This window comes from Haloplanus natans DSM 17983, from assembly GCF_000427685.1.
GTDB lineage: Archaea > Halobacteriota > Halobacteria > Halobacteriales > Haloferacaceae > Haloplanus > Haloplanus natans.
In genome coordinates this window covers 3,091,099-3,112,213 of record NZ_KE386573.1, presented here as the reverse complement: position 1 = coordinate 3,112,213, position 21,115 = coordinate 3,091,099, and the positions used below count along the sequence as shown (strand labels likewise).

Annotated in this window: 21 protein-coding genes; 8 read left to right on the top strand and 13 right to left on the bottom strand. The window is 67.9% G+C overall.

Annotation, left to right across the window (positions count from 1 at the left end):
• Positions 1-57 precede the first annotated feature (57 nt).
• Together cgi121 and HALNA_RS18100 are read right to left on the bottom strand one after the other, a co-directional pair.
• The gene (cgi121, locus tag HALNA_RS18105; RefSeq protein ID WP_049937758.1) at positions 58-561 is read right to left on the bottom strand and encodes a KEOPS complex subunit Cgi121; all 504 of its coding nucleotides are present in this window, start codon (positions 559-561) and stop codon (positions 58-60) included.
• The gene (locus HALNA_RS18100; RefSeq protein ID WP_049937757.1) at positions 558-2,795 is read right to left on the bottom strand and encodes an ATP-dependent DNA helicase; all 2,238 of its coding nucleotides are present in this window, start codon (positions 2,793-2,795) and stop codon (positions 558-560) included. Before HALNA_RS18100 ends, cgi121 begins: the two co-directional genes overlap by 4 nt.
• Before the next feature lie 176 nt (positions 2,796-2,971).
• Here HALNA_RS18100 and HALNA_RS18095 point away from each other — a divergent pair, with 176 nt between their 5' ends.
• The 4 genes from HALNA_RS18095 (at position 2,972) to HALNA_RS18080 (ending at position 5,375) form a co-directional block, all read left to right on the top strand.
• A complete protein-coding gene (locus HALNA_RS18095) occupies positions 2,972-3,208 on the top strand; it encodes a hypothetical protein (protein ID WP_049937755.1) in 237 nt (78 codons plus the stop codon).
• 54 nt (positions 3,209-3,262) lie between these two features.
• Positions 3,263-3,652 carry a helix-turn-helix domain-containing protein gene (locus HALNA_RS18090; RefSeq protein ID WP_049937754.1) on the top strand — a complete coding sequence of 130 codons (390 nt, stop codon included), beginning with the start codon at positions 3,263-3,265 and terminating at the stop codon, positions 3,650-3,652.
• Between the two features lie 60 nt (positions 3,653-3,712).
• Positions 3,713-4,984 carry a threonine synthase gene (gene thrC / locus HALNA_RS18085; RefSeq protein WP_049937753.1) on the top strand — a complete coding sequence of 424 codons (1,272 nt, stop codon included), beginning with the start codon at positions 3,713-3,715 and terminating at the stop codon, positions 4,982-4,984.
• A gap of 76 nt (positions 4,985-5,060) precedes the next feature.
• Positions 5,061-5,375, top strand: coding sequence for a hypothetical protein (locus tag HALNA_RS18080; protein ID WP_049937752.1), 315 nt, complete (start codon positions 5,061-5,063; stop codon positions 5,373-5,375).
• On the opposite strand, the gene serA is transcribed toward HALNA_RS18080, so the two are convergent.
• On the bottom strand, positions 5,372-6,964 hold the full coding sequence (gene serA / locus HALNA_RS18075; RefSeq protein WP_049937751.1) for a phosphoglycerate dehydrogenase: 1,593 nt from the start codon (positions 6,962-6,964) through the stop codon (positions 5,372-5,374). The genes HALNA_RS18080 and serA overlap by 4 nt on opposite strands.
• Positions 6,965-7,067: 103 nt before the next feature.
• Here serA and serB point away from each other — a divergent pair, with 103 nt between their 5' ends.
• The gene (gene serB, locus HALNA_RS18070; RefSeq protein WP_049937750.1) at positions 7,068-7,712 is read left to right on the top strand and encodes a phosphoserine phosphatase SerB; all 645 of its coding nucleotides are present in this window, start codon (positions 7,068-7,070) and stop codon (positions 7,710-7,712) included.
• A gap of 137 nt (positions 7,713-7,849) precedes the next feature.
• On the opposite strand, the gene HALNA_RS18065 is transcribed toward serB, so the two are convergent.
• The 8 genes from HALNA_RS18065 to HALNA_RS18030 all read right to left on the bottom strand — a co-directional run bounded on the left by HALNA_RS18065 (position 7,850) and on the right by HALNA_RS18030 (position 16,666).
• On the bottom strand, positions 7,850-9,142 hold the full coding sequence (locus HALNA_RS18065) for an O-acetylhomoserine aminocarboxypropyltransferase/cysteine synthase family protein (RefSeq protein ID WP_049937749.1): 1,293 nt from the start codon (positions 9,140-9,142) through the stop codon (positions 7,850-7,852).
• A gap of 132 nt (positions 9,143-9,274) precedes the next feature.
• Positions 9,275-9,994 (bottom strand): ABC transporter ATP-binding protein, encoded by a 720-nt coding sequence (locus tag HALNA_RS18060; RefSeq protein WP_049937748.1) that lies wholly within the window; start codon positions 9,992-9,994, stop codon positions 9,275-9,277.
• Complete coding sequence (locus HALNA_RS18055; protein WP_049937747.1) at positions 9,991-10,755, bottom strand: ABC transporter ATP-binding protein; 765 nt, start codon at positions 10,753-10,755, stop codon at positions 9,991-9,993. Before HALNA_RS18055 ends, HALNA_RS18060 begins: the two co-directional genes overlap by 4 nt.
• Positions 10,752-11,615: a branched-chain amino acid ABC transporter permease gene (locus HALNA_RS18050; RefSeq protein ID WP_049937746.1), complete on the bottom strand. Its 864-nt coding sequence runs from the start codon at positions 11,613-11,615 to the stop codon at positions 10,752-10,754. The genes HALNA_RS18055 and HALNA_RS18050 overlap by 4 nt, the downstream gene beginning before the upstream one ends.
• A 6-nt stretch (positions 11,616-11,621) precedes the next feature.
• Positions 11,622-12,563 carry a branched-chain amino acid ABC transporter permease gene (locus HALNA_RS18045; protein WP_049937745.1) on the bottom strand — a complete coding sequence of 314 codons (942 nt, stop codon included), beginning with the start codon at positions 12,561-12,563 and terminating at the stop codon, positions 11,622-11,624.
• Positions 12,564-12,630: 67 nt separating this feature from the next.
• Positions 12,631-13,950: an ABC transporter substrate-binding protein gene (locus HALNA_RS18040; RefSeq protein WP_049937744.1), complete on the bottom strand. Its 1,320-nt coding sequence runs from the start codon at positions 13,948-13,950 to the stop codon at positions 12,631-12,633.
• A gap of 230 nt (positions 13,951-14,180) precedes the next feature.
• Positions 14,181-15,404 (bottom strand): homoserine O-acetyltransferase MetX, encoded by a 1,224-nt coding sequence (metX, locus tag HALNA_RS18035; RefSeq protein WP_049937743.1) that lies wholly within the window; start codon positions 15,402-15,404, stop codon positions 14,181-14,183.
• Positions 15,401-16,666 carry an O-acetylhomoserine aminocarboxypropyltransferase/cysteine synthase family protein gene (locus HALNA_RS18030; RefSeq protein ID WP_049937742.1) on the bottom strand — a complete coding sequence of 422 codons (1,266 nt, stop codon included), beginning with the start codon at positions 16,664-16,666 and terminating at the stop codon, positions 15,401-15,403. Before HALNA_RS18030 ends, metX begins: the two co-directional genes overlap by 4 nt.
• Before the next feature lie 179 nt (positions 16,667-16,845).
• Here HALNA_RS18030 and HALNA_RS18025 point away from each other — a divergent pair, with 179 nt between their 5' ends.
• Positions 16,846-17,097, top strand: coding sequence for a hypothetical protein (locus HALNA_RS18025; protein ID WP_157573613.1), 252 nt, complete (start codon positions 16,846-16,848; stop codon positions 17,095-17,097).
• A gap of 62 nt (positions 17,098-17,159) precedes the next feature.
• Positions 17,160-18,272 (top strand): pyridoxal-phosphate-dependent aminotransferase family protein, encoded by a 1,113-nt coding sequence (locus HALNA_RS18020; protein WP_049937740.1) that lies wholly within the window; start codon positions 17,160-17,162, stop codon positions 18,270-18,272.
• On the opposite strand, the gene HALNA_RS18015 is transcribed toward HALNA_RS18020, so the two are convergent.
• Together HALNA_RS18015 and HALNA_RS18010 are read right to left on the bottom strand one after the other, a co-directional pair.
• Positions 18,267-19,091, bottom strand: coding sequence for an ABC transporter permease subunit (locus HALNA_RS18015; RefSeq protein WP_049937739.1), 825 nt, complete (start codon positions 19,089-19,091; stop codon positions 18,267-18,269). The genes HALNA_RS18020 and HALNA_RS18015 overlap by 6 nt on opposite strands.
• Entirely contained in the window at positions 19,088-20,005 is a 918-nt protein-coding gene (locus HALNA_RS18010; RefSeq protein ID WP_049937738.1) for an ABC transporter ATP-binding protein, read from the bottom strand. Before HALNA_RS18010 ends, HALNA_RS18015 begins: the two co-directional genes overlap by 4 nt.
• Positions 20,006-20,102: 97 nt before the next feature.
• Between HALNA_RS18010 and rnz the strand changes: the two genes are divergently transcribed.
• Positions 20,103-21,032, top strand: a complete 930-nt coding sequence (gene rnz / locus HALNA_RS18005; RefSeq protein WP_049937737.1) for a ribonuclease Z — start codon at positions 20,103-20,105, stop codon at positions 21,030-21,032.
• The last annotated feature ends 83 nt before the right edge of the window (positions 21,033-21,115 follow it).

The following is a 21,115-nucleotide window of genomic DNA, read 5'->3' as shown; positions in this document are numbered from 1 at the left end:
GATGCCCCCCTATGTAAGCGACCGGGGCCATGTGTACACCGTTTTATTCCCGACCCCTCACTTCTCCACGTCGAGCAGCGCGACCCGTTCGGCGACCAGGTCGGCTAGGTCGCCGTCCACGACGCCGAGTTCCGCCTCGGTCACGTCGAAGAAGGCTCGCACCCGATCCACGTCCACCGTATCGAGCGTCGCCGCCGGATCGAGCAGGTCGGCGACGGCGTCGGCCGCGGCCGCTTCCGCCGCCTCGTCGCCCGCCGTGTCGCTCACGACGACGGCCACGGGCGTCCGGCCCTCGCTCACTCCCATCGCCAGCGCGTCGTCGATCTGTCTGCGCCCGGCCGCGTACAGCAGGATCTCGACCCCCCGTTCACGCGCCACGTTCTCGCCGCGGTCGAACGCGCGGTCTGCCAGTTCGACGGCGCGTTCGAGGTGGTTCCGGCCGACGACGTAGCGCGCGTCGAACGCCTGCACCGTGACGCCGTGGTCGGCGGCGATATCGTCGATCCGGTCCAGAAAGGCGTCGAGGTCGGCTATCCCGGCGACGCCCTCGACGACTCTCACCCGAAATCACCCAGGCTGGCCTGGCCGTCGGCGTCGCCGGTGACGTCGGCTTCGCTCACGTCAGCTTCGTCGACACGCACGCCGTCCATCGACGGGTCGCGCCGGCCGGCGTTCTCCAGAATCCGCTCGGCGGTCCGCTCGCGCCCCCGGAGCGCGCCGAGGACGGTTCCCTTGTCGGCCTCGCGGAGGTCGGCGCGGGATTCGACGCCGGCCTCGAACAGCCGGCGTGCGCGCTTGCGGCCCACGTTTCGCACCCCCGCCAGATCGAGCAGTTCCTCGCGGACGCCGTACTGGACGCGCTTTTTCGCCTCGCGCACCGCGACGACACAGTCGAGGTCGAGGTCGGCCGCGAGCCGTTCGGCCGCGCCCAGCAACCACTCCGCGGTGTCGACTTTCCCCCGCACGTCGCCGGGGCCGACGCCGTAGCGTTCGGTGATGCGGTCCTCGTCTACCTCCCGTGCCCAGTCCTCTAACAGCTTCGCCGTCTTCAGCGCCGACAGCCACTCCTCGAAGCGCACGTCCTCGAACTCCGAGGGGACGCGCCCGAGGAACTCCGCTTCGCGTTCGTAACAGAGTTCGGTGTAGGTCTCCCGGTCCCCCGACTTCAGGTAGAGTTCGTACATATCCGGCGTCCGGGAGACGAGATGATAGCAGCCGAGCGGCGTCGGGTCCTCGGCCTCGCGGAGGCCGTCGACGATTTCGGCCGCGCTCATCGGATCGAGATAGAGTCGGGAGACGGTGTGGCCGAGGCTCGTCGCGGTCACCTCCTCGCCCGCCCGCTCCACGAAGTCGTTGGCGGCGAGGTAGTCGAGCGTCGAGTCGACGACGGATTCCAGACGGTTCGTGTCACCGGACTGTGTGGCGTACAGCGTCCGATCGAGGAAGTCGAGGAGGCCCTCACGGGTGCGGGCAAACCCCGAGGCGACCGTCGCCAGCAGGTGGGTGCGCATCGCCGGCTCCCGCGCGAGTTTCGACTGCACGGGCTCCGGATCGGCCCACACGTACCGCTCGAACAACTCGTCCATGGTGTCGTGGTCGTTCGCCAGCAACACCGCTTCGCCGTAGGGGTCGAGTCCCGGCCGGCCGGCGCGCCCGAACATCTGGTGGACCTCCAGCGTATCGAGGGGTTTCATGCCGCCGAACTCGCCGTCGTAGCGCCGCCAGTCGCGGACGATCACCCGCCGGCTGGGCGTGTTGACACCCGCCGCGAGCGTCGGTGTCGCACAGATGGCCTTCAGCAGACGGTCGCGGAAGGCGTCCTCGACGAGCGTTCGGTGTTCGGCCGAGAGCCCGGCGTGGTGGAAGGCGGCTCCCTTTCGGACCACCGCGGCCAGGTCCTCGCTCGTCTCGGTGTCGGAGACGCCCTCCACCTCGTCGGCGAGTGCGGCGAGAGCGTCGCCGTCCTCGGCCGTCAGTGCGTCGGCGGTCACGTCCGCCAGCCGTCGCGCCGCCGCCTCCGCGTTCCGCCGGGAGTTGACGAAGACGAGCGACGAGCCGTCCTCGTCGAGCGTGTCGGCGACGAGGGCGGCGGTGGGGCGCTCGCCCGACCCGACCGGCACCTCGCGTTGCTCGCCGTCGTCGAAGGTGATGGCGTCGCCGTAGTGGACGCCGCTCCGCAGATCGATCGGTCGCCACTCCGACTTGACGAGTTCGGCGTCGAGCCAGTCGGCCACCGCGTCGGCGTTGTCGACGGTCGCCGACAGGGCGACGACCTGCAGGCCGGGGTTGATCCGGCGGAGTTTCGCGAGCGTCACCTCCAGCGTCGGGCCACGCGACGGGTCGTCGACGAGGTGGACCTCGTCGGCGACGACGCAGGTGAGGTCGTCGATCCACGGCGCGCCGTTGCGAACCAGCGAGTCCACCTTCTCGCTCGTCGCGACGACGATGTCGCGGCTCGCGAGCCACTCCTCGCTCGACTCGTAGTTGCCCGTCGACACGCCCACCTCCACGTCGAAGTCGGCCCAGCGCTCGAACTCGGCTTTCTTCTCGCTGGCGAGGGCGCGGAGGGGGACGATATAAAGCGCCGTGCCACCCCGCTCGACGCTCGACAGCATGGCGAGTTCCGCGATCAGGGTCTTGCCGCTGGCCGTCGGAACGCTGGCGACGAGGCTCTCGCCCTCGGTGGCGCCGGCGTCGACGGCCGCGGCCTGTGGGGGATAGAGCTCCTCGATCCCCGCCTCGCGGAGGGCGCCGGGCACGCCCGCAGGCAGGCCGGGGATGTCCGCGGGGTTCATCTACACCGGCCTTGGCGCGTCCCCGCGTTTAACCTGTCGGGTCTCGTCGCCCCGTCACGGGCGTTTAATAGTGTTTATTGTAACTGGTTACCGGTGAGTCGCCAAGGCGGTCCGGCGACCCACCGGTAATGACTTACAACAAACACTATAAGTCTCGTCCGGCCCACCACCGACTGATGTCCACTCGAACGATCGAGGCCGGCGAACTGACCGCGGGCGAGATTCTCGACGCTCTCGACTCCGGCCAGCGCCTCGTCGTCCGCGTCGAGATGCTCGGCGGCGTCCACGAGGTGACGCTCCGCCACGACGGCACGACCTACTACTGCGATACGCCGACGACGCTGCACAAACACCAGTCGGTCGACGGGATGCGGACGTGTATCGAGCGGATGGGGTACGGCCGGGACGAATAGGCAAGCTACGCGGCGGTGCCGCAGTTTTAACCGCACCCGGAGCCAACGGCGGGTATGGCAGACACCGGCCCCGACGCTCCCGACATCGAGGAGCTCGTCGGCGTCGAGGAACCGGGGTTTCAGCACGTCCTCTCCTGTGTGTTCGGGATTCAGGACCACGAGAGCCGGACGTATCTCGTCCTCCTCGACAACCCGGGGAGTACGGTCGCCGAACTCGCCGAGGAACTCGACCGTGACCGGAGCAACGTCAACCGATCGCTGACGACGCTGCTGGAGAAGGGGCTGGCCGACCGGGAGCGCCGACTGCTCGACCCCGGCGGCTACGTCTACCAGTACACCGCGACGCCGCTCCCCGAAGCCAAGGAGCTGATGCATCTGACCCTCGACGAGTGGGTCGAACAGGTCCACGACGCCATCGACGGCTTCGGTGGGGGAGACGCGTGAGCCCACCGCCCCGACCTCGAACCCGTCCCGTTTTTCACTTCGCGGCCCATTCCACCCCCAATGAGTACTAGCCTCGATCTGACCGCGCCGACCCCCGCGGCGCCGGCCGTCGCCGACGACGGCGTCTGGCTCGCCTGTATCGAGTGCGGCGAGACGTACGCCCCCTTCGAGTCGATCCGGTACACCTGCGACGCCTGTGACGGGCTGTTGGAGGTTCGCTACGCCGACCCGCCGACGTTCGCGGACTTCGAGGGCCGCGAGCGCGGTGTCTGGCGCTACGCCGACGCGCTCCCCTTCGACGAGGGCGTCTCGCTTCCCGAGGGCGATACGCCGCTTCACCACGTCCCGCGTCTGGAAGACGAGGTTGGCGTCGAGCGCCTCCGGATCAAACACGAGGGGATGAACCCGACCGGGGCGTTCAAGGATCGGGGCATGACGGTCGGCGTCCGCGTCGCGAAGGAACTCGGCGTCGGCCGTCTCGCCTGCGCCTCGACGGGGAACACGAGCGCGGCGCTCGCGGCCTACGGCGCCCGCGGCGGCATGGAGACGCTCGTGCTCCTCCCCGCGGGGAAGGTGGCGTCGGGCAAGATCGCCCAGGCCGCGCTCCACGACGCCCGCATCCTCGAAGTCGACGGCAACTTCGACGACTGCCTCGACATCGTCCAGGACCTCGCCGCCGCGGGCGAGGTGTACCTGCTCAACTCGCTGAACCCCTTCCGGCTGGAGGGGCAGAAGACCATCGGGCTGGAGATTTTAGAGGAGTTCATGGCCGATCACGGCACGTATCCCGATCGCATCGTCCTCCCCGTCGGCAACGCGGGCAACACCGCGGCGCTGTACAAATGCTTCCGGGAACTCGTCCAGAGCGGGGCGCTCGCGCCCGCCGACGTGCCGAAACTCACCGGCGTCCAGGCCGAGGGCGCGGCGCCGATGGTCGAAGCGATCGAGGAGGGCAACGACGAGATCCGTCGGTGGCCCGACGTGGAGACCATCGCCACCGCCATCCGCATCGGCAACCCGGTGAACGCGCCGAAGGCGCTGCCGGGCATCCGAAATACGGGCGGGACCGCCATCTCCGTCTCCGACGAGGCGATCACCGACGCCCAGCGAGCCCTCGCGAGCGAGGGCGTCGGCGTCGAACCCGCCTCCGCCACCTCCGTCGCCGGCCTCCGGAAACTCCGGGAGCGGGGCGTCGTCGCCCCCGACGAGCAGGTCGTCTGTCTCACGACGGGTCACCTGCTGAAAGACCCCGACGCCGCCTTCGAGGCGGGCAACGATCCCGAACCCGTCCCGAACGACGCCGAGGCGGTGCTTGACCACATCGCGGAGTAGACGCTCCACCCGTTCGGCCCGACGTGTGACACCCGTCTGACGAGGCTTTTTGCCAGCGTGGCTGTGACTCACACGCATGCCACCGAGCGGCCTTCCGACCGGGACGGTGAGTAGCGGTCGCGACGGGTCGCCCCGCGCCGCCGCGACCCGCCGCGACGACGACGCCGACCCGGAGACGCGCATCGCCGAACTGGAACGCGAGAACGACGCCCTCCGCGCCGCCGTCGACCGACAGCGTCGCGAGAACGAGCGGATCGTCGAACGGTACGAACGGCTGCTAGAACGGGAGCGTGCCGACCGCGACGGGATGGGCGACGACGCTCCTTCCGACGCTGCCGACGCCGAATCGAGCGACACTCTCGGCCGCGTCGCCCGATTTCTGGGCCTCTAGTCCTCCTCGCCGTTGCCGAGCGTGATCTCTTTCACGTCGATGATCCGCTCGTCGGCGCTGATCTCGGCGACGACCCCCTCGGGCACCGGTTCGTCGAGGTTGTACACCGTCATCGCCTCGCCGCCCACCGTCTCGCGCCCGTTGAACATCCCCGCGATGTTCACGTCGTTGTCGCCCAGGACGGTTCCGATCAGGCCGAGGACGCCGGGGCGGTCGTAGTTGCGCACGACGAGCATCTGGCCGGCCGGGACGGCGTCGACGCGGTAGCCGTCGAGGCGGACGATCCGCGGATCGTCGCCGGTGAACAGCGAACCGGAGGCGCCGACCTCGTCCTCGCCGTCGCCGACGGTGACGGTGACGAGGCTCTGGAAGTCCTCGCTCTGTCGGGTCTTCTCTTCGGTCACCTCGATACCGCGCTCCTCGGCGATTTTCGGCGCGTTGACGGCGTTTACCTGCCACTCCAGGGGTTCGAAGACGCCCTTGAGCGCGCTCGCGGTGACGAACTCCACGTCCTCGCCGGCGATGTCGCCCTCGTAGCGCACGCGCACCTCGGAGATGCGGCCGTCGAACATCTGGGCGGCGATCTTGCCCGCCGTCTCCGCGAGGTCGATGTAGGGTTGGACGCGGGGAAAGGCGCTCTCGTCGATCGAGGGGGCGTTCAGCGCGTTCGCGACGGGTTCGTTCTCGAACGCGGCGACGATCTGGTCCGCGATGCTCGTCGCGACGTGTTCCTGGGCGGCCTCCGTCGAGGCGCCGAGATGAGGCGTGACGACCACGTCCTCGACGGCCAACAGGGGGTTGTCCGGCGCGACGGGTTCGTCCGCGAACACGTCGACTGCGGCGCCGTCGAGCGTGCCGTTTTCGACGGCGGCCGCGAGCGCCGGTTCGTCGACGACCCCGCCGCGCGCGCAGTTGACGAGGTAGCCGCCCTCCATCAGAGCGAGTTCGTCCGCGGCGATCATCCCCTCCGTTTCGGGCGTGAGTGGCGTATGCACCGTCAGGAAGTCCGCGCGTTCGAGACACGCCTCGAAGTCGACGAGTTCGGCGCCGAGCTGGTCGGCCCGCTCCTCGCTAATATAAGGGTCGAACGCGACGAGATCCATCCCGAGCGAGCCGAGTCGCTTGGCTACCTCCTGTCCGACGCGCCCGAGGCCGACGACACCGAGCGTCTTGCCGTTGACCTCCGTCCCGAGGTAGTCGCTTTTGGCCCACTCGCCGGCCCGGAGGCGAACGTGTGCCTGCGGGATGGAGCGGGCGGTGGCAAAGGCCATCGCGACGGTGTGTTCCGCGGCGGCCCGGACGTTCCCCTCCGGCGCGTTGGCGACGATGACGCCGTGGTCCGTCGCGGCGTCGATGTCGATGTTGTCGACGCCGATGCCCGCGCGCCCGACGATGACGAGATTCGGCGCCGCCTCGAACACTGCCTCGGTCACGTCCGTCCCCGAGCGCACCACGAGTGCGTTGGCGTCGGAGACGGCGTCGAGGAGCGCCTCTCCCTCGATGTCGTAGGCCGTCTCCACCTCGTGACCCGCCTCCCGAAGGCGGTCGAGCCCCGCGTCTGCGATCGGGTCCGTGACGAGTACCTTCATACCTGCATCGATCCGAGGACGGCTGTTAAGGGTTTCCAAACGCGTCTCTGCGGCCGGCGTGCCCCTTCGGGACATTCAACTTCCCGGCCGGCGACGGACGCGTATGCGACTCGTCGCGTTCGACTTCGACGGCACGCTTTCCGACTCCGAGATGACGGTCCTCCTCGGCGAACAGTGCGGCGTCGCCGACCGGATGGCCGAGGTGACCGAGCGGGCGATGAACGACGAGATCAGCTACGCCGACAGCCTGCGCGAGCGTGCGTCGCTCCTCGACGGCCTTCCCCTCGACGACGCCGAGGAGGCCTTCGGCGGGGTACGCCTCCGCGAGGGCGCCGCTTCCCTCTTCGGCCGCCTGAACGACGCCGGTCACCACACGGCCATCCTGACCGGCGGGTTCGAGCGCGGCGTCTCCCGCGCCCTCGACCGCGAGGGCGTGACCGTCGACACCGTCGTCGCCAACCGCCTCCCCGCGAGCGGCGGCCACCTCACCGGCGAGGTCGAGGGGCCGCTGATCGAGGGGACGAAAGACGAGGCGCTCGAATCCCTCGCCGCCGATCACGACCTCCCCCTCTCACGGACCGTCGCAGTCGGCGACGGCGCCAACGACCTCCCGATGCTCGAAGTCGCCGGCCTCTCGGTCGGCTTCCTCCCCAAACCCGCAGTGCGTCCCGCCTGCGACGTGGTCGTGGCGTCGATGGATCGGCTGGGCCGGGTGTTCGAGGAGCGCGGCTTGCTCGACGCCGCGTAGGCCGACTCCCGCACGACCCGGCGTCCGGTGGGGAGCGCGTCCCGATCACGCCGACGGTGCGGGCGCCGTCGTCGGTTTTCGGGAGGGCGCGGCGACTGCGGGACACGGCCGGCCTCCCTGTGCCGGCCACACACACCTCAGGTCGCGGCGTCGATGGCCCGCTCTAAGTCGCCGACGATGTCCTCGACGTCTTCCAGTCCCACGGAGAGCCGGATCATGTCGGGCGTGACGCCCGCTGCCTCCTGTTCTTCCTCGGTCAACTGCTGGTGAGTCGTCGAGGCGGGGTGGATAACCAGCGTCTTCGCGTCGCCGACGTTGGCGAGGAGAGAGGCGAGTTCGACGTTGTTCACGGTGCCCTTCGCGGCCTCGTAGCCCTCGCTGAGCCCGAAGGTGATCATGCCGCCGTAGCCGCCCTCCAGATACTCGCTGGCTTCCGCGTGGGTTTCGTGGGACTCCAGGCCGGGGTAGTTGACCCAACTCACGTCGGGGTGGTCCTCTAAGAACTCCGCGACGGCCATCGCGTTCTCGCAGTGGCGTTCCATCCGCATCGGGAACGACTCCAGTTTCTGGAGGGTGACCCAGGCGTCGAACGGCGATTGGGTGTTGCCCAGGTCGCGCAGGCCGCGGGCGATGGCGGCGTACGTGAAGCCCGCGGGGGCGAACGTCTCGTGGAAGTTGACGCCGTGGTAAGCGGGGTTCGACTGCCCGATTTCGGGGTAGTCCTCCGCGTGGGCGCCCCAGTCGAAGGTGCCGCCGTCTATCAGCGCGCCGCCGACGGTCGATCCCGACCCGTGGAGCCACTTGGTCGTCGAGTCCCACACGAGGTCCGCGCCGTGTTCGAGGGGGCGACAGAGGTAGGGGGTGGCGAAGGTGTTGTCGACGAAGAGCGGGACGCCGTGGTCGTGTGCGGTGTCCGCGATTCGCTCGATATCCGGGGTCACCAGAGCCGGGTTGCCGATGGTTTCGAGGTGGACGTACGCGGTGTCGTCGTCGATGGCGTCGGCGTAGGCGTCGTAGTCGAGCGTGTCGACGAACCTCGTCGTGATGCCGCGGCGCTCGACGGAGTGGGTGAAGTACGTGTACGTGCCGCCGTAGAGCGCCGACGCGGTGACGACGTTATCCCCCGCCTCCGCCAGCAGAAAGGTCGCGAGGTCGAGGGCGGCCATGCCCGACGCGGTGGCGGCGGCGCCGACGCCACCTTCCAAGGAGGCGAGGCGTTCCTGCAGGGTGCCGACGGTGGGGTTCATTAGCCGCGAGTAGATGTGGCCCTCCTTCTCGAGGGCGAACTGCCCGGCGGCGTCGTCGGCGTCGTCGAAGACGTACGAGGTGGTCTGGTAGATGGGCGGTGCACGGGCGCCCGTCGAGGGGTCGGGCTCCTGGCCGGCGTGCAGGCTTCGGGTGTAGAATCCGGGCTGATCGTCGTCTGCCATGCCCCGTACTTTCCCCGCGACGGGGTAAAACCGGCGGACGGATGCAGACCATGCCGGTGTCTGCGACGCCGTCGCCACGAACCGCGGCTCCATGTGCGGTGGCCGGGGACCGTAGGAACACCGCCGCTCGGGTCAGTCGGTGCCGAGGTAGAGTTCTGCGACTTCCTCGCTGTCGAGCAACTCCTCGCCGGTGCCTTCGAACCGGTTCTCGCCCATGTCGAGGACGATGCCGCGGTCCGAACGCCTCAGCGCCGCTCTGGCGTTCTGCTCGACCATCAGGATGGAGGTGCCGGCGTCGTTGATCTCGACGATCTTCTCGAACATCTCGTTGACGAGTTGGGGAGCCAACCCAGCCGACGGTTCGTCGAGGACGAGCAGATCGGGGTCGAGGATCATCGCGGTCCCCATCGCGACCATCTGCTGTTGGCCGCCACTGAGGGAGCCGGCGCGCTGCTCGGCGCGCTCCTCGAGGACGGGGAACTGGTCGTACACCTCGTCGAGTCGCTCGTCGAAGTCGAACCAGTCCTTGCCCTCGGCGGGCCACGCGCCCATCTTCAGGTTCTCCATGACCGAGAGGTTCGGGAAGATGTTGTCGTTCTGGCGGACGTAACAGACGCCGTACCCGACGACTTCCTCCGGCGGCTTGCCGGCCAGGTCGGTGCCGTTGAAGTAGACCGAGCCCTCCCGGGCCTCGACGACGCCGACGACGGTCTTCAGCAGGGTCGACTTCCCCGCCCCGTTCGGGCCGATGATCGTGACCACCTCGCCGTCCTCCATCTCCATGTCGACACCGTGGACGATGATCGCGTCGCCGTAGCCGCTGACGACGTTCTCGAGTTCGAGTAACATCAGACTTCGCCTCCCAGATACGCTTCGAGCATCTGCTCGTCGGACTGCACTTCCTCCGGGGTCCCCTTCGAGAGCACCCCACCGTCGTGCATCCCGATGACGGTGTCGGAGATGCGCATGATGGCCTCGATGTCGTGTTCGACCACGAGGAAGGTCATGTCGCGCTCGTCGCGCAGATCCATGATGCGCTGGAGGAGGCGATCGGTCAGGTCGGGGTTGACGCCGGCCATGGGCTCGTCGAGCAACAGGAGGTCGGGGTCGGCCATCAGCGCTCGGCCGAGTTCCAGTAGCTTCCGCTGACCGCCCGAGAGGTTGCCGGCGTACTCCTCGCGCAGGTCCCAGAGTTCGAGGAACTTCAGGAGTTCCTCGGCGCGGTCACGCGCATTCCCCTCGAAGTCGCGGACGCTGCCGGTGTTCGCGGCCGCCGCGAGCACCTTCTCGCCGGGGTTGTTCTGGGACGCGAGCAGCATGTTGTCCATCACCTGCATCCCGGTGAGCTCCTGTGCGATCTGGAAGGTCCGCACGAGACCGCGCTGGGTCCGCTCGTTGGGCGCGAGGTCGGTGATGTCCTCGCCATCGAGCACCACGGTCCCCTCGTCGGGCTTGTGGAAGCCCGCGAGCAGTTTGAACATGGTGGACTTGCCGGCGCCGTTCGGTCCGATGACGCCGACGATTTCGTTTCGGTCGACCTCGAAGGAGACGTCGTCGACGGCGATAATGCCGCCGAACGTCTTCCGGAGGCCGTTGGCTTCGAGGAGCGTCATCGGGTCGCCTCCCCGAACAGGCCGTCCGGACGTGTGAGTAGCCCGATGATGAGCGCCACGAGCCCGACCCCGAACTTGTACTCGGTGGGGATGACGGCGACGCTCACTTCCTGTGCGACGCCGATGAAGTAGCCGCCGGCGACGGCGCCCTTGGGGTCACCGATGCCGCCCAGGATGACCGCCGCGAAGATGGCGATCAGGGCGGTGAACCCCATGTTCGGGCGGATCTGGGCGTCGAGTCCGAGCATGATGCCGCTGAGGCCGGCGATGGCACCGCCGATCAGCCAGACGTACAGGACGAGTTTCTCGGTGTCGACGCCGCGGATACGCGAGAGCATCCGATCGTCGGACGCCGCGCGCATCGCGATGCCGATCCGGGTCCGGCGGAGCATGACGTAGACGCCGAGCAACAGGAGCAGGCTCGCGACGATGATCGCGACCTGTTCGATGCTGAACCGGACCCCCGCGAACGAGGGGTTGGCCTCCAGCGGGAGGTCGTAGAAGTGCCCGCTGGGCCCCCAGATAGCGCGCAGCAGGTTCCGGATGAAAAAGGCCACGCCGATCGAGACGATGAGCAGCGTGATCGGGCTCCGTGTCCGGAAATGCTGGAAGACGAGTTTGTCGAGGACCACCGAACCGACGGACATGAAGAGAACGCCGGCGACGATGGCGACGCCGATCGGCAGTCCGGCCTGTGCGTTGACCGCCCACGCGACGTACGCGCCGGCGGCCATGTAGTCGCCGTACGCGATGTTGATGAAATTGAGGATACCGAAGATGAGCGTCAGTCCCAACGCGGCGACGGAGATGATGCTTCCCACGACCAGTCCGTTCCAGATGAGCTGTGGATCGAGTACCATCGAGAATCACTCCGAGGTGCCGGCCTGCAACCGCTCGGCGTCGCCGAGCAGGCCCTGAGGCCGGTAGTAGAGGACGAGGATCAACACCACGCCGACGATCATCAGTCGGATGTAGGAGAGTTGGTCGCCGAAGGGCACATCACCGGGGATGAACCGCGTGATCTGTCGGAGCCCCACGACGACGCTGGCGCCGAGGATCGCACCGCCGTAGCTCCCGGCACCGCCGACGATGACGGCCGCCCAGATCAGGAACGTGATGCTGGGCAGGAACATGATCGACGAGATGGCGTAGACGTAGTGGGCCCAGAGGCCGCCGGCGAGGCCGGCGACCGCGGCGCCGATGCCGAACGACTTCAGCTTGAACATGTAGGTGTTCTTCCCGAGCGCGAGCGGCACGTCGTCGTTTTCACGGATGGCGTGGAGCACCCGCCCGAACGGACTGGACGAGAGCCGTTCGAACAGCAGGTAGCAGACGCCGACGATGGCCCACACGAGGAGGAAATAAAAGAGGTCGTAGCTGAACGGAATCGCTCCGTCGAGCGGTCGGGGGATGTTCTTCAGCGTCTGGGCCCCCGTCGTCAGCCACGCCTCGTTGTGGATCATCAGCCGGATGAGCTCCGCAGCACTCAGCGTCACTATCGCCAGGTAGTCGCCCTCGAGACGGACGCTCGGGAGGGCGATCAACACGCCGACGACGCCGGCGATGGCGGTCCCCGCGGCGATGCCGACGACGATCGGGAGGTCGAACCCGACGACCCGCGTCGCGAGGCTGCCGGTCGCCGGCGGCGTCGTGAGTATCGCGGACGTGTACGCACCGACTGCAAAGAAGGCCGCGTGGGCGAAGTTCAACAGCCCGGTGTCGCCCCAGTGCATGTTCATACCGATCGCTAACAACGAGTAGACGCCGGCGATGATGCCGACGACCAACAGGAGGTCTACGAGCGCCATGGATCTGTGTGATGCATGTGTCGAATATTAGTATTAGTGTGTCGTCTGCTGGCGGTGCAGACGGTCGCTACGAGGTCAGGTCCTCGGCCGAGAACGTCGTCACCGTGGACCACTCGCCGCCGGAGACTTCGAGAACGGAGAACGGTCCGACCGGGTCGCCGTCCTCGTCGAAGTCCTGCGGGTTCGACGCGCCCTGGTAGTTGATCTCGTTGCCGGCTTCGAGTTCTTCTTTCCCTTCGGAGAACGTCGACACCTCGGTGCCCTCGGGACGGGCGACCGGATTGATGTTGTCCGTGATGGCCTGCCGGGTGGCCTCGCCGGCGCGCTGGGCCGCCAGCGCGATGATGTTCATCGCGTCGTAACCGGCCGCGCCGAACGTGCCCGGCGCCTGACCGTGTATGTCGCGGTGTGCCTGCTCAAACTGGTCGTAGGACGGACCGGGTGCGGGTGCCTGCCCGAAGATCGGGTTCTCCGCCATCACGTCGGCGCCGATACGCTTGACGAAGTCGGCCGTAATTACGTCGTTCCCGATGAAAATCGGGATGTCCAGGCCGGCCTCGATGTAGTTGCGCATGAACAGCGCCGACACCTCGGTCCCGGCGGTCATGGAGATGACGTCCGCACCGGAGTCGGCGATCTGCTGAATCTCACTGCGGTAGGAGTCGGAGTTGATCGCGAGGGGCACGTCCGCGACCTGTTCGCCGCCCTGGCTGGTGAAGTAGTCGGCCACCGCCGCCGAGAAGCTCTGGGACCCCTTGTCGTCCTTGTACGTGACCGCCATCTTGGTGAAGTCGTTGTCGAGGGCGTACTGGCCCTGCGCGCGCCCAGCGATGGCGTCGCTCGGGACCGTCCGCCAGAGGTATTCGTCGGGACCGCCGACATCGTCCAGTTGGGTCGTCCCCGCGGAGATGGAGAGCATCGGCAACTGAGCGTCCTTGACCGGCTGGAACAGGTTCGGGATCACCGTACTCGACGGGCCGAGCGTGGCCACCACGCCGGCACTGTCGAGTGTATTGAACCCCGAGATGGCTGCCTGCGGCGTCGTCTCCGTATCCTGCTCGTTGATCTCGATACCGCGACCGAGGACGCCGCCGGCCTCCTCGATGTCGGCGAGTGCGACGTCGCGGCCGCGAGCGGCGTTCGGTCCGACCCAGCCGAGCCCTTGGCTGAACGGTGCGAGCGTCCCGACGAGGATGGGGTCACTGCTGCTGTCCCCGGTGCTCCCGCCGTCACCGCCGTCACCGCCGTCACCGCCGCCACCGCCGTCGCCACCATCTCCCCCGTCGCCGCCGCCGCCTCCGCCGCCGGAACAGCCGGCGAGGCCGACGACACCTGCGACACCTGCTGCCTTTACGAATCGCCGCCGTCGAACAGTGTGGTCCGACATTCTAATTCAAACTGCATTACTCATTTCTATTAATTATTATGGTATTGATACACGAACTCAATCATTATATTCGGTTATTTAAATCACGTGCCACTTTCGACCGTGACTGCGGCTCGGCCGGTGCAGTCGCTCACGAAACGGTCGGGTCGTTCGACACGAGAGAGCAGGGAGACTGCAAACCCCAATATCCCAACGCTCGGGAGTTCTCCGGCTTTAGCCGGAGGAGAATATCAACCGCCGAACAGCGAGTTGTGGACGGGCGCGAAGTCCGTCTCCTCCGTCCCGTCCTCTTCTTCGGCGGTGTCGTGGACCGCCCGCCCGGCGAGGCCGTCGGCGAGGAAGTCACGGAGCGGCGGCCCCACCTTCTCCGGTTCGACGAGGAAGGCGTCGTGGCCGTGGTCGGAGTCGACGACGTGGTGGGCAACGGGGACGCCCGCCGCCCGACAGGCCTCGGCCAGCGACTCCGACTGGGCGACCGTGAAGTGCCAGTCGCCGGTGAAGGACATGAGTAGCGCCTCACCCTCGAAGGCGGCGAGGGCGTCGGCGTCGCTCTCGTACCCCTCGCTGAGGTCGTAGTCGTCCATCGCGCGGGTGAGGTAGAGGTAGGAGTTGGGGTCGAACCGCTCGACGAACTTCTCCGCCTGGTAGTCGAGGTAGGACTCCACCTCCCGATAGGGGAAGTAGCCCGCGGCGCGGTCGGCGGGGAAGGAGCGCACGGCGTCGCGGCCGGCGGCCCGACGGCCGAACCGCTCGCCCATCGATGTCTTCGAGAGGTACATGACGTGGCCGATCTGCCGGGCGAGTGCGAGGCCGTCGGTCGGGGGGGCCGAGTCGTAGTAGTCGCCGCCCTGCCAGTCGTCGTCGGTGGTGATGGCACGACGGGCGATGGCGTCGAGGGCGAGACACTGGGCGTCGAGACGTGCCGCGGCCGCGACGGGGACGATCCGGGCCACGTCGTCCGGATACTGCACCGCCCAGTCGAGGACGTTCATGCCGCCGGCGCTCCCGCCGACGACGGCGTGCAGGCGACCGACGCCGAGTTCGTCGAGTAGGCGGCGCTGTGCCCGCGTCCAGTCGCCGACCGTGACGGGCGGGAAGTCGGTCCCCCACGGCTCCCCGGTCTCCGGGTTCGTCGCCGGCGGGCCGGACGTGCCGTAACACGACCCCGGAACGTTCGCGCAGACGACGTAGTACTCGGTGGTGTCGATGGCCTTTCCCGGGCCGACGATGTCGTTCCACCACGCCCGCGCCTGACCGGACGTGCCCGCGACGCCGCTACTGGCGACGTTCTGACTCCCCGTGAGCGCGTGACAGACCAGGACGGCGTTGCTGCCGTCGCCCTCGGCCTCGAAGTCGCCGTACGTCTCGTAGGCGACCTCCAGGTCGTCGATGGACTCCCCGCACTCGAAGGTGAACTCGCCGAGGCTCCGTGTCCCGCTCTCGACGGAGGTCATGGCAGTCCCCCGTCGAGGTCCGCGAGGATATCGTCGGCGTCCTCGAGGCCGACCGAGAGTCGCACCATGTCGGGCGTGACACCCGCCGCGCGCTGTTCGGCCTCGCTCAACTGCGAGTGCGTGGTGGAGGCGGGGTGGATGACCAGCGTTTTCGCGTCGCCGATGTTGGCGAGAAATGAGGCGAGGTCGACCGTCTCACACAGATCCTTGGCCGCCTCGTAGCCCTCGCTGAGCCCGAAGGTGACCATGCCGCCGTAGCCGTCGAGGTACTCGGTGGCTTCGTCGTGGGTTTCGTGGCTCTCCAGGCCGGGATAGTTCACCCACCCGATCGCGGGGTGGTCGTCGAGGAACTCGGCGACGGCCGTCGCGTTCTCGCAGTGCCGGTCCATCCGGAGCGGCAGGGTTTCCAGCCCCTGCAGGGTGACCCAGGCGTCGAACGGGGACTGTGCGCTCCCGAGGCTCCGGAGCGAGCGATAGCGGACGGCGGCCGCGAGCGCTCGGTCGCCGAATCGGTCGCCGAAATCGACGCCGTACGCGGGGTTCTCGCCGGCGAGTTCGGGGTAGTCGGCCGCCGGGTGATCCCACGGGAAGGCCCCGCCGTCGACGAGAATCCCGCCCAGCGTGGTGCCCGAACCGTGAATCCACTTGGTCGTCGACTCCCACACCGCGTCCGCGCCGTGTTCGAGGGGACGACAGAGGTAGGGCGTGGCGAAGGTGTTGTCGACGAACAGCGGCACCGCGTGCTCGTGGGCGATGGCCGCCAATCGCTCGAAGTCGGGGGTCACCAGCGACGGGTTGGCGAGCGTCTCGACGTGGACGAACGCGGTGTCGTCGTCGATGGCGTCGGCGTAGGCGTCGTAGTCGAGCGTACCGACGGTGCGAAAGTCGATGCCCCGCCGCGACGCCATCTTCGAGAAGTAGGTGCTCGTCCCGCCGTACATATCCGCCGAGGCGACGACGTTGTCGCCGGCCTCGGCGAGGATGCTCGTAGTCGCGTCGAGCGCCGCCATGCCGCTCGCGGTGGCGACGGCGTCCGTCCCCGCCGACAGCGACGCCAGCCGGCGTTCGAGGATACGGGTGGTCGGATTCGAAAAGCGCGAGTAGATGTCGTCCTCGACATCGAGGCGGAACCGCTCGGCCGCGTCGTCGGCGTCGTCGAAGACGTACGAGGTGGTCTGGTAGATGGGCGGCGCCCGGGCACCCGTCGCCGGATCCGGCTCCTGCCCGGCGTGGAGGCTTCGGGTGTGAAAGCCGTCGGTCATGTGTACGGTGCATATTCCTCGAATAACTTATAACCAGGAGTTACGGTATCGCGCGGGTACGCCGACCCGCCGCCGTCACAGTATCGTCGACTGATCGATCACCTCGCGAATCGCCGGCTTGCAGTCGATTCAGAAACATACGAAATGTTATATAATGGCTCTCCGTATCGGTGTACGACATGGTATCACGTACCGCTCGAATGGCGGTGGCGGCGGGGCTCGTGGCCACGTTCGTGCTCGGCGGGTTCGCCGGCACCGTGGCGGCACAGCAGGACTGCGGGACGGCGTGTCTCGACCCCGGTGGGGACCGCCCCGCCGTCGACGCCGGGCCACCGGATTTCACGACGCCGGTGGTCGAACTGTTCCTGAAGGCGAAGAAGGCGTTCAACGAGGACTTCCGGGCCTTTCTGAAGGCGAAGAAGGCGTTCTGACGCCCCGGCATCAAAAGGACCATGCCGTCTCGCCACCCGCTAGCTCGTAGCCAGGTGGTTCCATGACGACAACACGCGAGTACACGGACGACTACCCCGACAAGACCCTCTACATCCCCGGCCCGACCGAGGTGCGCGAGGACGTGATCGAGGCGATGTGTCAGCCGATGTTCGGCCACCGGATGGATCGGATGACCGACCTCTATACGACCATCGTGGAGGATACCAAGGAGTTTCTGGGCACCGACAACGACGTGATCATCCTCACCGCCTCCGGCACGGAGTTCTGGGAGGCGTCGACGCTCAACCTCGTCGACGACCGGATGCTGGTGCCGACCTGCGGGAGTTTCAGCGAGCGCCACGCCAACGTCGCCGAGCGCCTCGGCACGGACGTGGATCGACTGGAGTACGAGTGGGGGAACGCGATCAAACCCGAGGACGTTCGCGAGGCCCTGGAGACGAGCGACGGGGGGTACGACGTGGTCACCTGCGTCATGAACGAGAGTTCGACCGGCGTCCGCAACCCCATCGAGGAGATCGGCGACGTGGTCGCCGAGTATCCGGACACCTACTTCGTCGTCGACGCGGTGTCCGCCCTCGGCGGCGACTACGTCGACATCGACGAACACGACATCGACGTGATCTTCGCGTCGACCCAGAAGGCCTTCGCCATGCCCCCCGGCCTCGCCGTCTGTGTCGTCAGCGACGACGCCTACGACCGCGAAATCGACACGGAGTCCGCGTCGTGGTACGGCGGCTTCCAGCGCTGTCTCGACTACTACGACCGGAAGGGCCAGACCCACTCCACGCCCGCCATCCCCATCATGCTCGCCTACCGCAAGCAGATGAAACACATGCTGTCGGAGGGCCACGACGCCCGTGACCGGCGCCACCGGGAGATGGCCGAATACACCCGCGAGTGGGCGCGCGACCACTTCGACATCTTCCCCGAGGAGGGCTACGAATCACGGACGGTGAGTTGCATCGAGAACACGCAGGGAATCGACGTGGCCGCCACTATCGACGCGGTGTCGGAGAAGTACGATATGGTGTTCTCGAACGGCTACGGGTCACGACTCGGCGAGCGGACGTTCCGCATCGGCCACATGGGCGAACACACCGTCGAGAGCATCCGGGCGCTGACGGACGCCATCGAGGACGAGGCCGACCTATAGGTCGGCTTCCTGAAACCACAGCAGTCCCAGCAGCGGTGGCACGAGAATCCACACCAGCAACATGAGCGTCGCCGACACCTGCATGTTCACGCTCCCGCCGGTGTAGAGCGAGCCCTGCAGGAAGGCGTTGGAGACGATTTTGAACGAGCCGGTCGGGTTGATGAGTCGGAGCATCCGCAGCACCTGCTGGCCCGTCAGCGGCAGCCACGACGGGCCGCCGCCCATCCCCAGATACAACTGGAGCGGGAACCGCACCGCGCCCCACAGCGGGACGAACAGGAAGTAGATGCCGATGGCGCCCGCCACTGCCCGCCGACTCGACGACGCGGCCGTCGAGAAGCCGACGGCGATGCTGACGAAGACGACGCCGAGCACCGCCGTCAGCAGCGTGTAGCCGACGTAGGAGAGCACGTCGAAGTTCACCGCGGGGACGACGAGCAGGATCGCGGCGGGCAGGAGAAAGCCGACGGCGATGGGGGCGGCAATGGCGCCCGCGCGCCCGGCCACCTTCCCGAACACCACGTCGGCCCGCGAGTGTGGGAGCGAGAGCAGGAGCTTCAGCGACCCGGACTCGCGTTCGCCGACGACGGCGTTGTACGCGACGATCAGCGCGAGCAGGGGAACGAGCGTCGTCACCAGGGCGTCGCGGACGAACAGCGAGTTGAGCACTTGGTTCGAACTGATCGTCTGCCCCGGCGCCGGACGGACCAGATACGCCGCCAGCGAGACGAGGAGGACGAACAGCGCCGAGAGGCCGGCGACCCACCGCGAGCGGATGGCGTCCTCGAAGTCCTTGCGCGCCACCGCCGTCCACGTCATGCCGACACCTCCGCCCCTTCGGTGTACGCGAGAAACAGGTCTTCCAGCGACGTTTCCTCCGTCTGGAAGTCCTTCACGGTGACGCCAGCGTCCTCGAGTGCACCGATGACCGCCGTCTTCGCGTCGGCGTCGCAGGTGACCGTCACCGTCCCACCGTCGGTGGCGGCGTTGCTCACGCCGTCGAGCGCCCGGACCGTCTCCAGGTCGTCCTCGCTCGCGGCGTCGACGGTGATCACGAGCGTCTCGCCGCCCTCGACGGCGTCTCTGAGTCCCTGGATGCTGTCCTCGGCGACGAGTTCACCCTCGCGCAGGATGCCCACCCGATCACACACCGCCTCGACCTGTCCGAGGACGTGACTGGAGAAGAAGACGGTCGCGCCGCGGTCGGCCTCCGCGCGGACGATATCGCGCATCTCACGGGCACCACCCGGATCGAGACCGGAAGAGGGTTCATCGAGAATCAGCAGGTCGGGGTCGCCCACTAACGCCATGCCGAGGGTGAGCCGCTGGCGCATCCCCTTGGAGTAGCCGCCGGCCTTGCGGTCGGCGGCGTCGGCGATGCCCACCCGCTCCAGTACCGCGTCCGGGTCGCCGTCGACTTCCTTCGAGCGCATCGCGAACTCGACGTGTTTCCGCCCCGTGAGGCGGTGGTACACGTCGTACCCCTCGGGGAGGACGCCCGTCCGACGGCGCACCGCGACGCTCTCGCGGCCCGCGTCCAGCCCGAGAACCCGAATCTCGCCGTCGGTCGGTCGGACGAAATCGAGCAACATGTTGATAGTCGTCGACTTCCCCGCCCCGTTCGGCCCGAGAAAGCCGAACACCTCGCCCTCGGGGACCGTGAGGTCGAGGTCCGAGACGGCCGTGACGTCGCCGAACCGCTTGGTCACGCCGTCGAGTTCGATTGCGGCCATGCGAACCCGTTGGGCCAGTCTCAATTAAAGGGTTTAGGTCTCCGTGACCGATCGCGCGACCGACACGCGTTTATCGCCCCCGCTCGCATGCCGGGGTATGTCGATGCGCGTGACGTTTCTGGGCACCAGTGGGGCCGTTCCGACGACCCAGCGGGCGCCGAGTGCCGTCCTCGTCAACCGCGAGGGCGAACGCCTCCTGTTCGACTGCGGCGAGGGCACCCAGCGCCAGATGATGCGCTTCGGCACCGGCTTCGACATCTCCCACATCTTCGTCACGCATCTCCACGGCGACCACGTCCTCGGCATCCCCGGGCTGATCCAGTCGCTCGATTTCAACGACCGATCGGACGCGCTGGCGATCCACGTCCCGCCGCGCTCCCGGGACGACGTTCGGAGCTTGGTCCACGCCGGCGGCCATCAGCCCGGCTTTCCCGTCCGCATCCACGAGGTATCCCCCGGCGCCGTCGCGTACGCCGCCGACGACTTCGAGGTGCGGACCGCCGAAACCGACCACCGCACCCGATCGATGGGCTTTGCCCTGGTCGAGGACGACCGCCCCGGCCGCTTCGACCGGGCCCGCGCCGAGGAACTCGGCGTGCCCGTCGGCCCGAAGTTCGGCCGGCTCCACGGGGGCGAGGCGGTCGAACTCGACGACGGCCGGGTGATCGAACCGGAACAGGTGGTGGGCGACCCCCGTCCCGGCCGGCGGCTAGTGTACACCGGTGATACCCGTCCCGTCGATGCGGTGGTCGAGGTGGCCCGGGACGCGGATCTCCTGATCCACGACGCGACGTTCGCCGACGACGAGCGCGACCGGGCGCGACACACGGGGCACTCGACCGCCCGCGAGGCGGGGGAGGTGGCCGCTCGCGCCGGCGCCGAGCGCCTCGCGCTGACCCACCTCTCCTCCCGCTACGCCGGCCGGTGGGAGCGCCTCGAACGCGAGGCACGGGAGGTCTTCGACGGCGAGTGTTTCGTCGCCAGCGACGGACAGACGGTCGACGTGCCGTATCCGGACGCCGAGTGAGGCCGTCGTCGGCGAGGCCTCGTTCCCGTCGGTCACGCTGTCGTCCCCACCGGGCTCCGCGGCTCGCGATGCTCGCCGCGTCG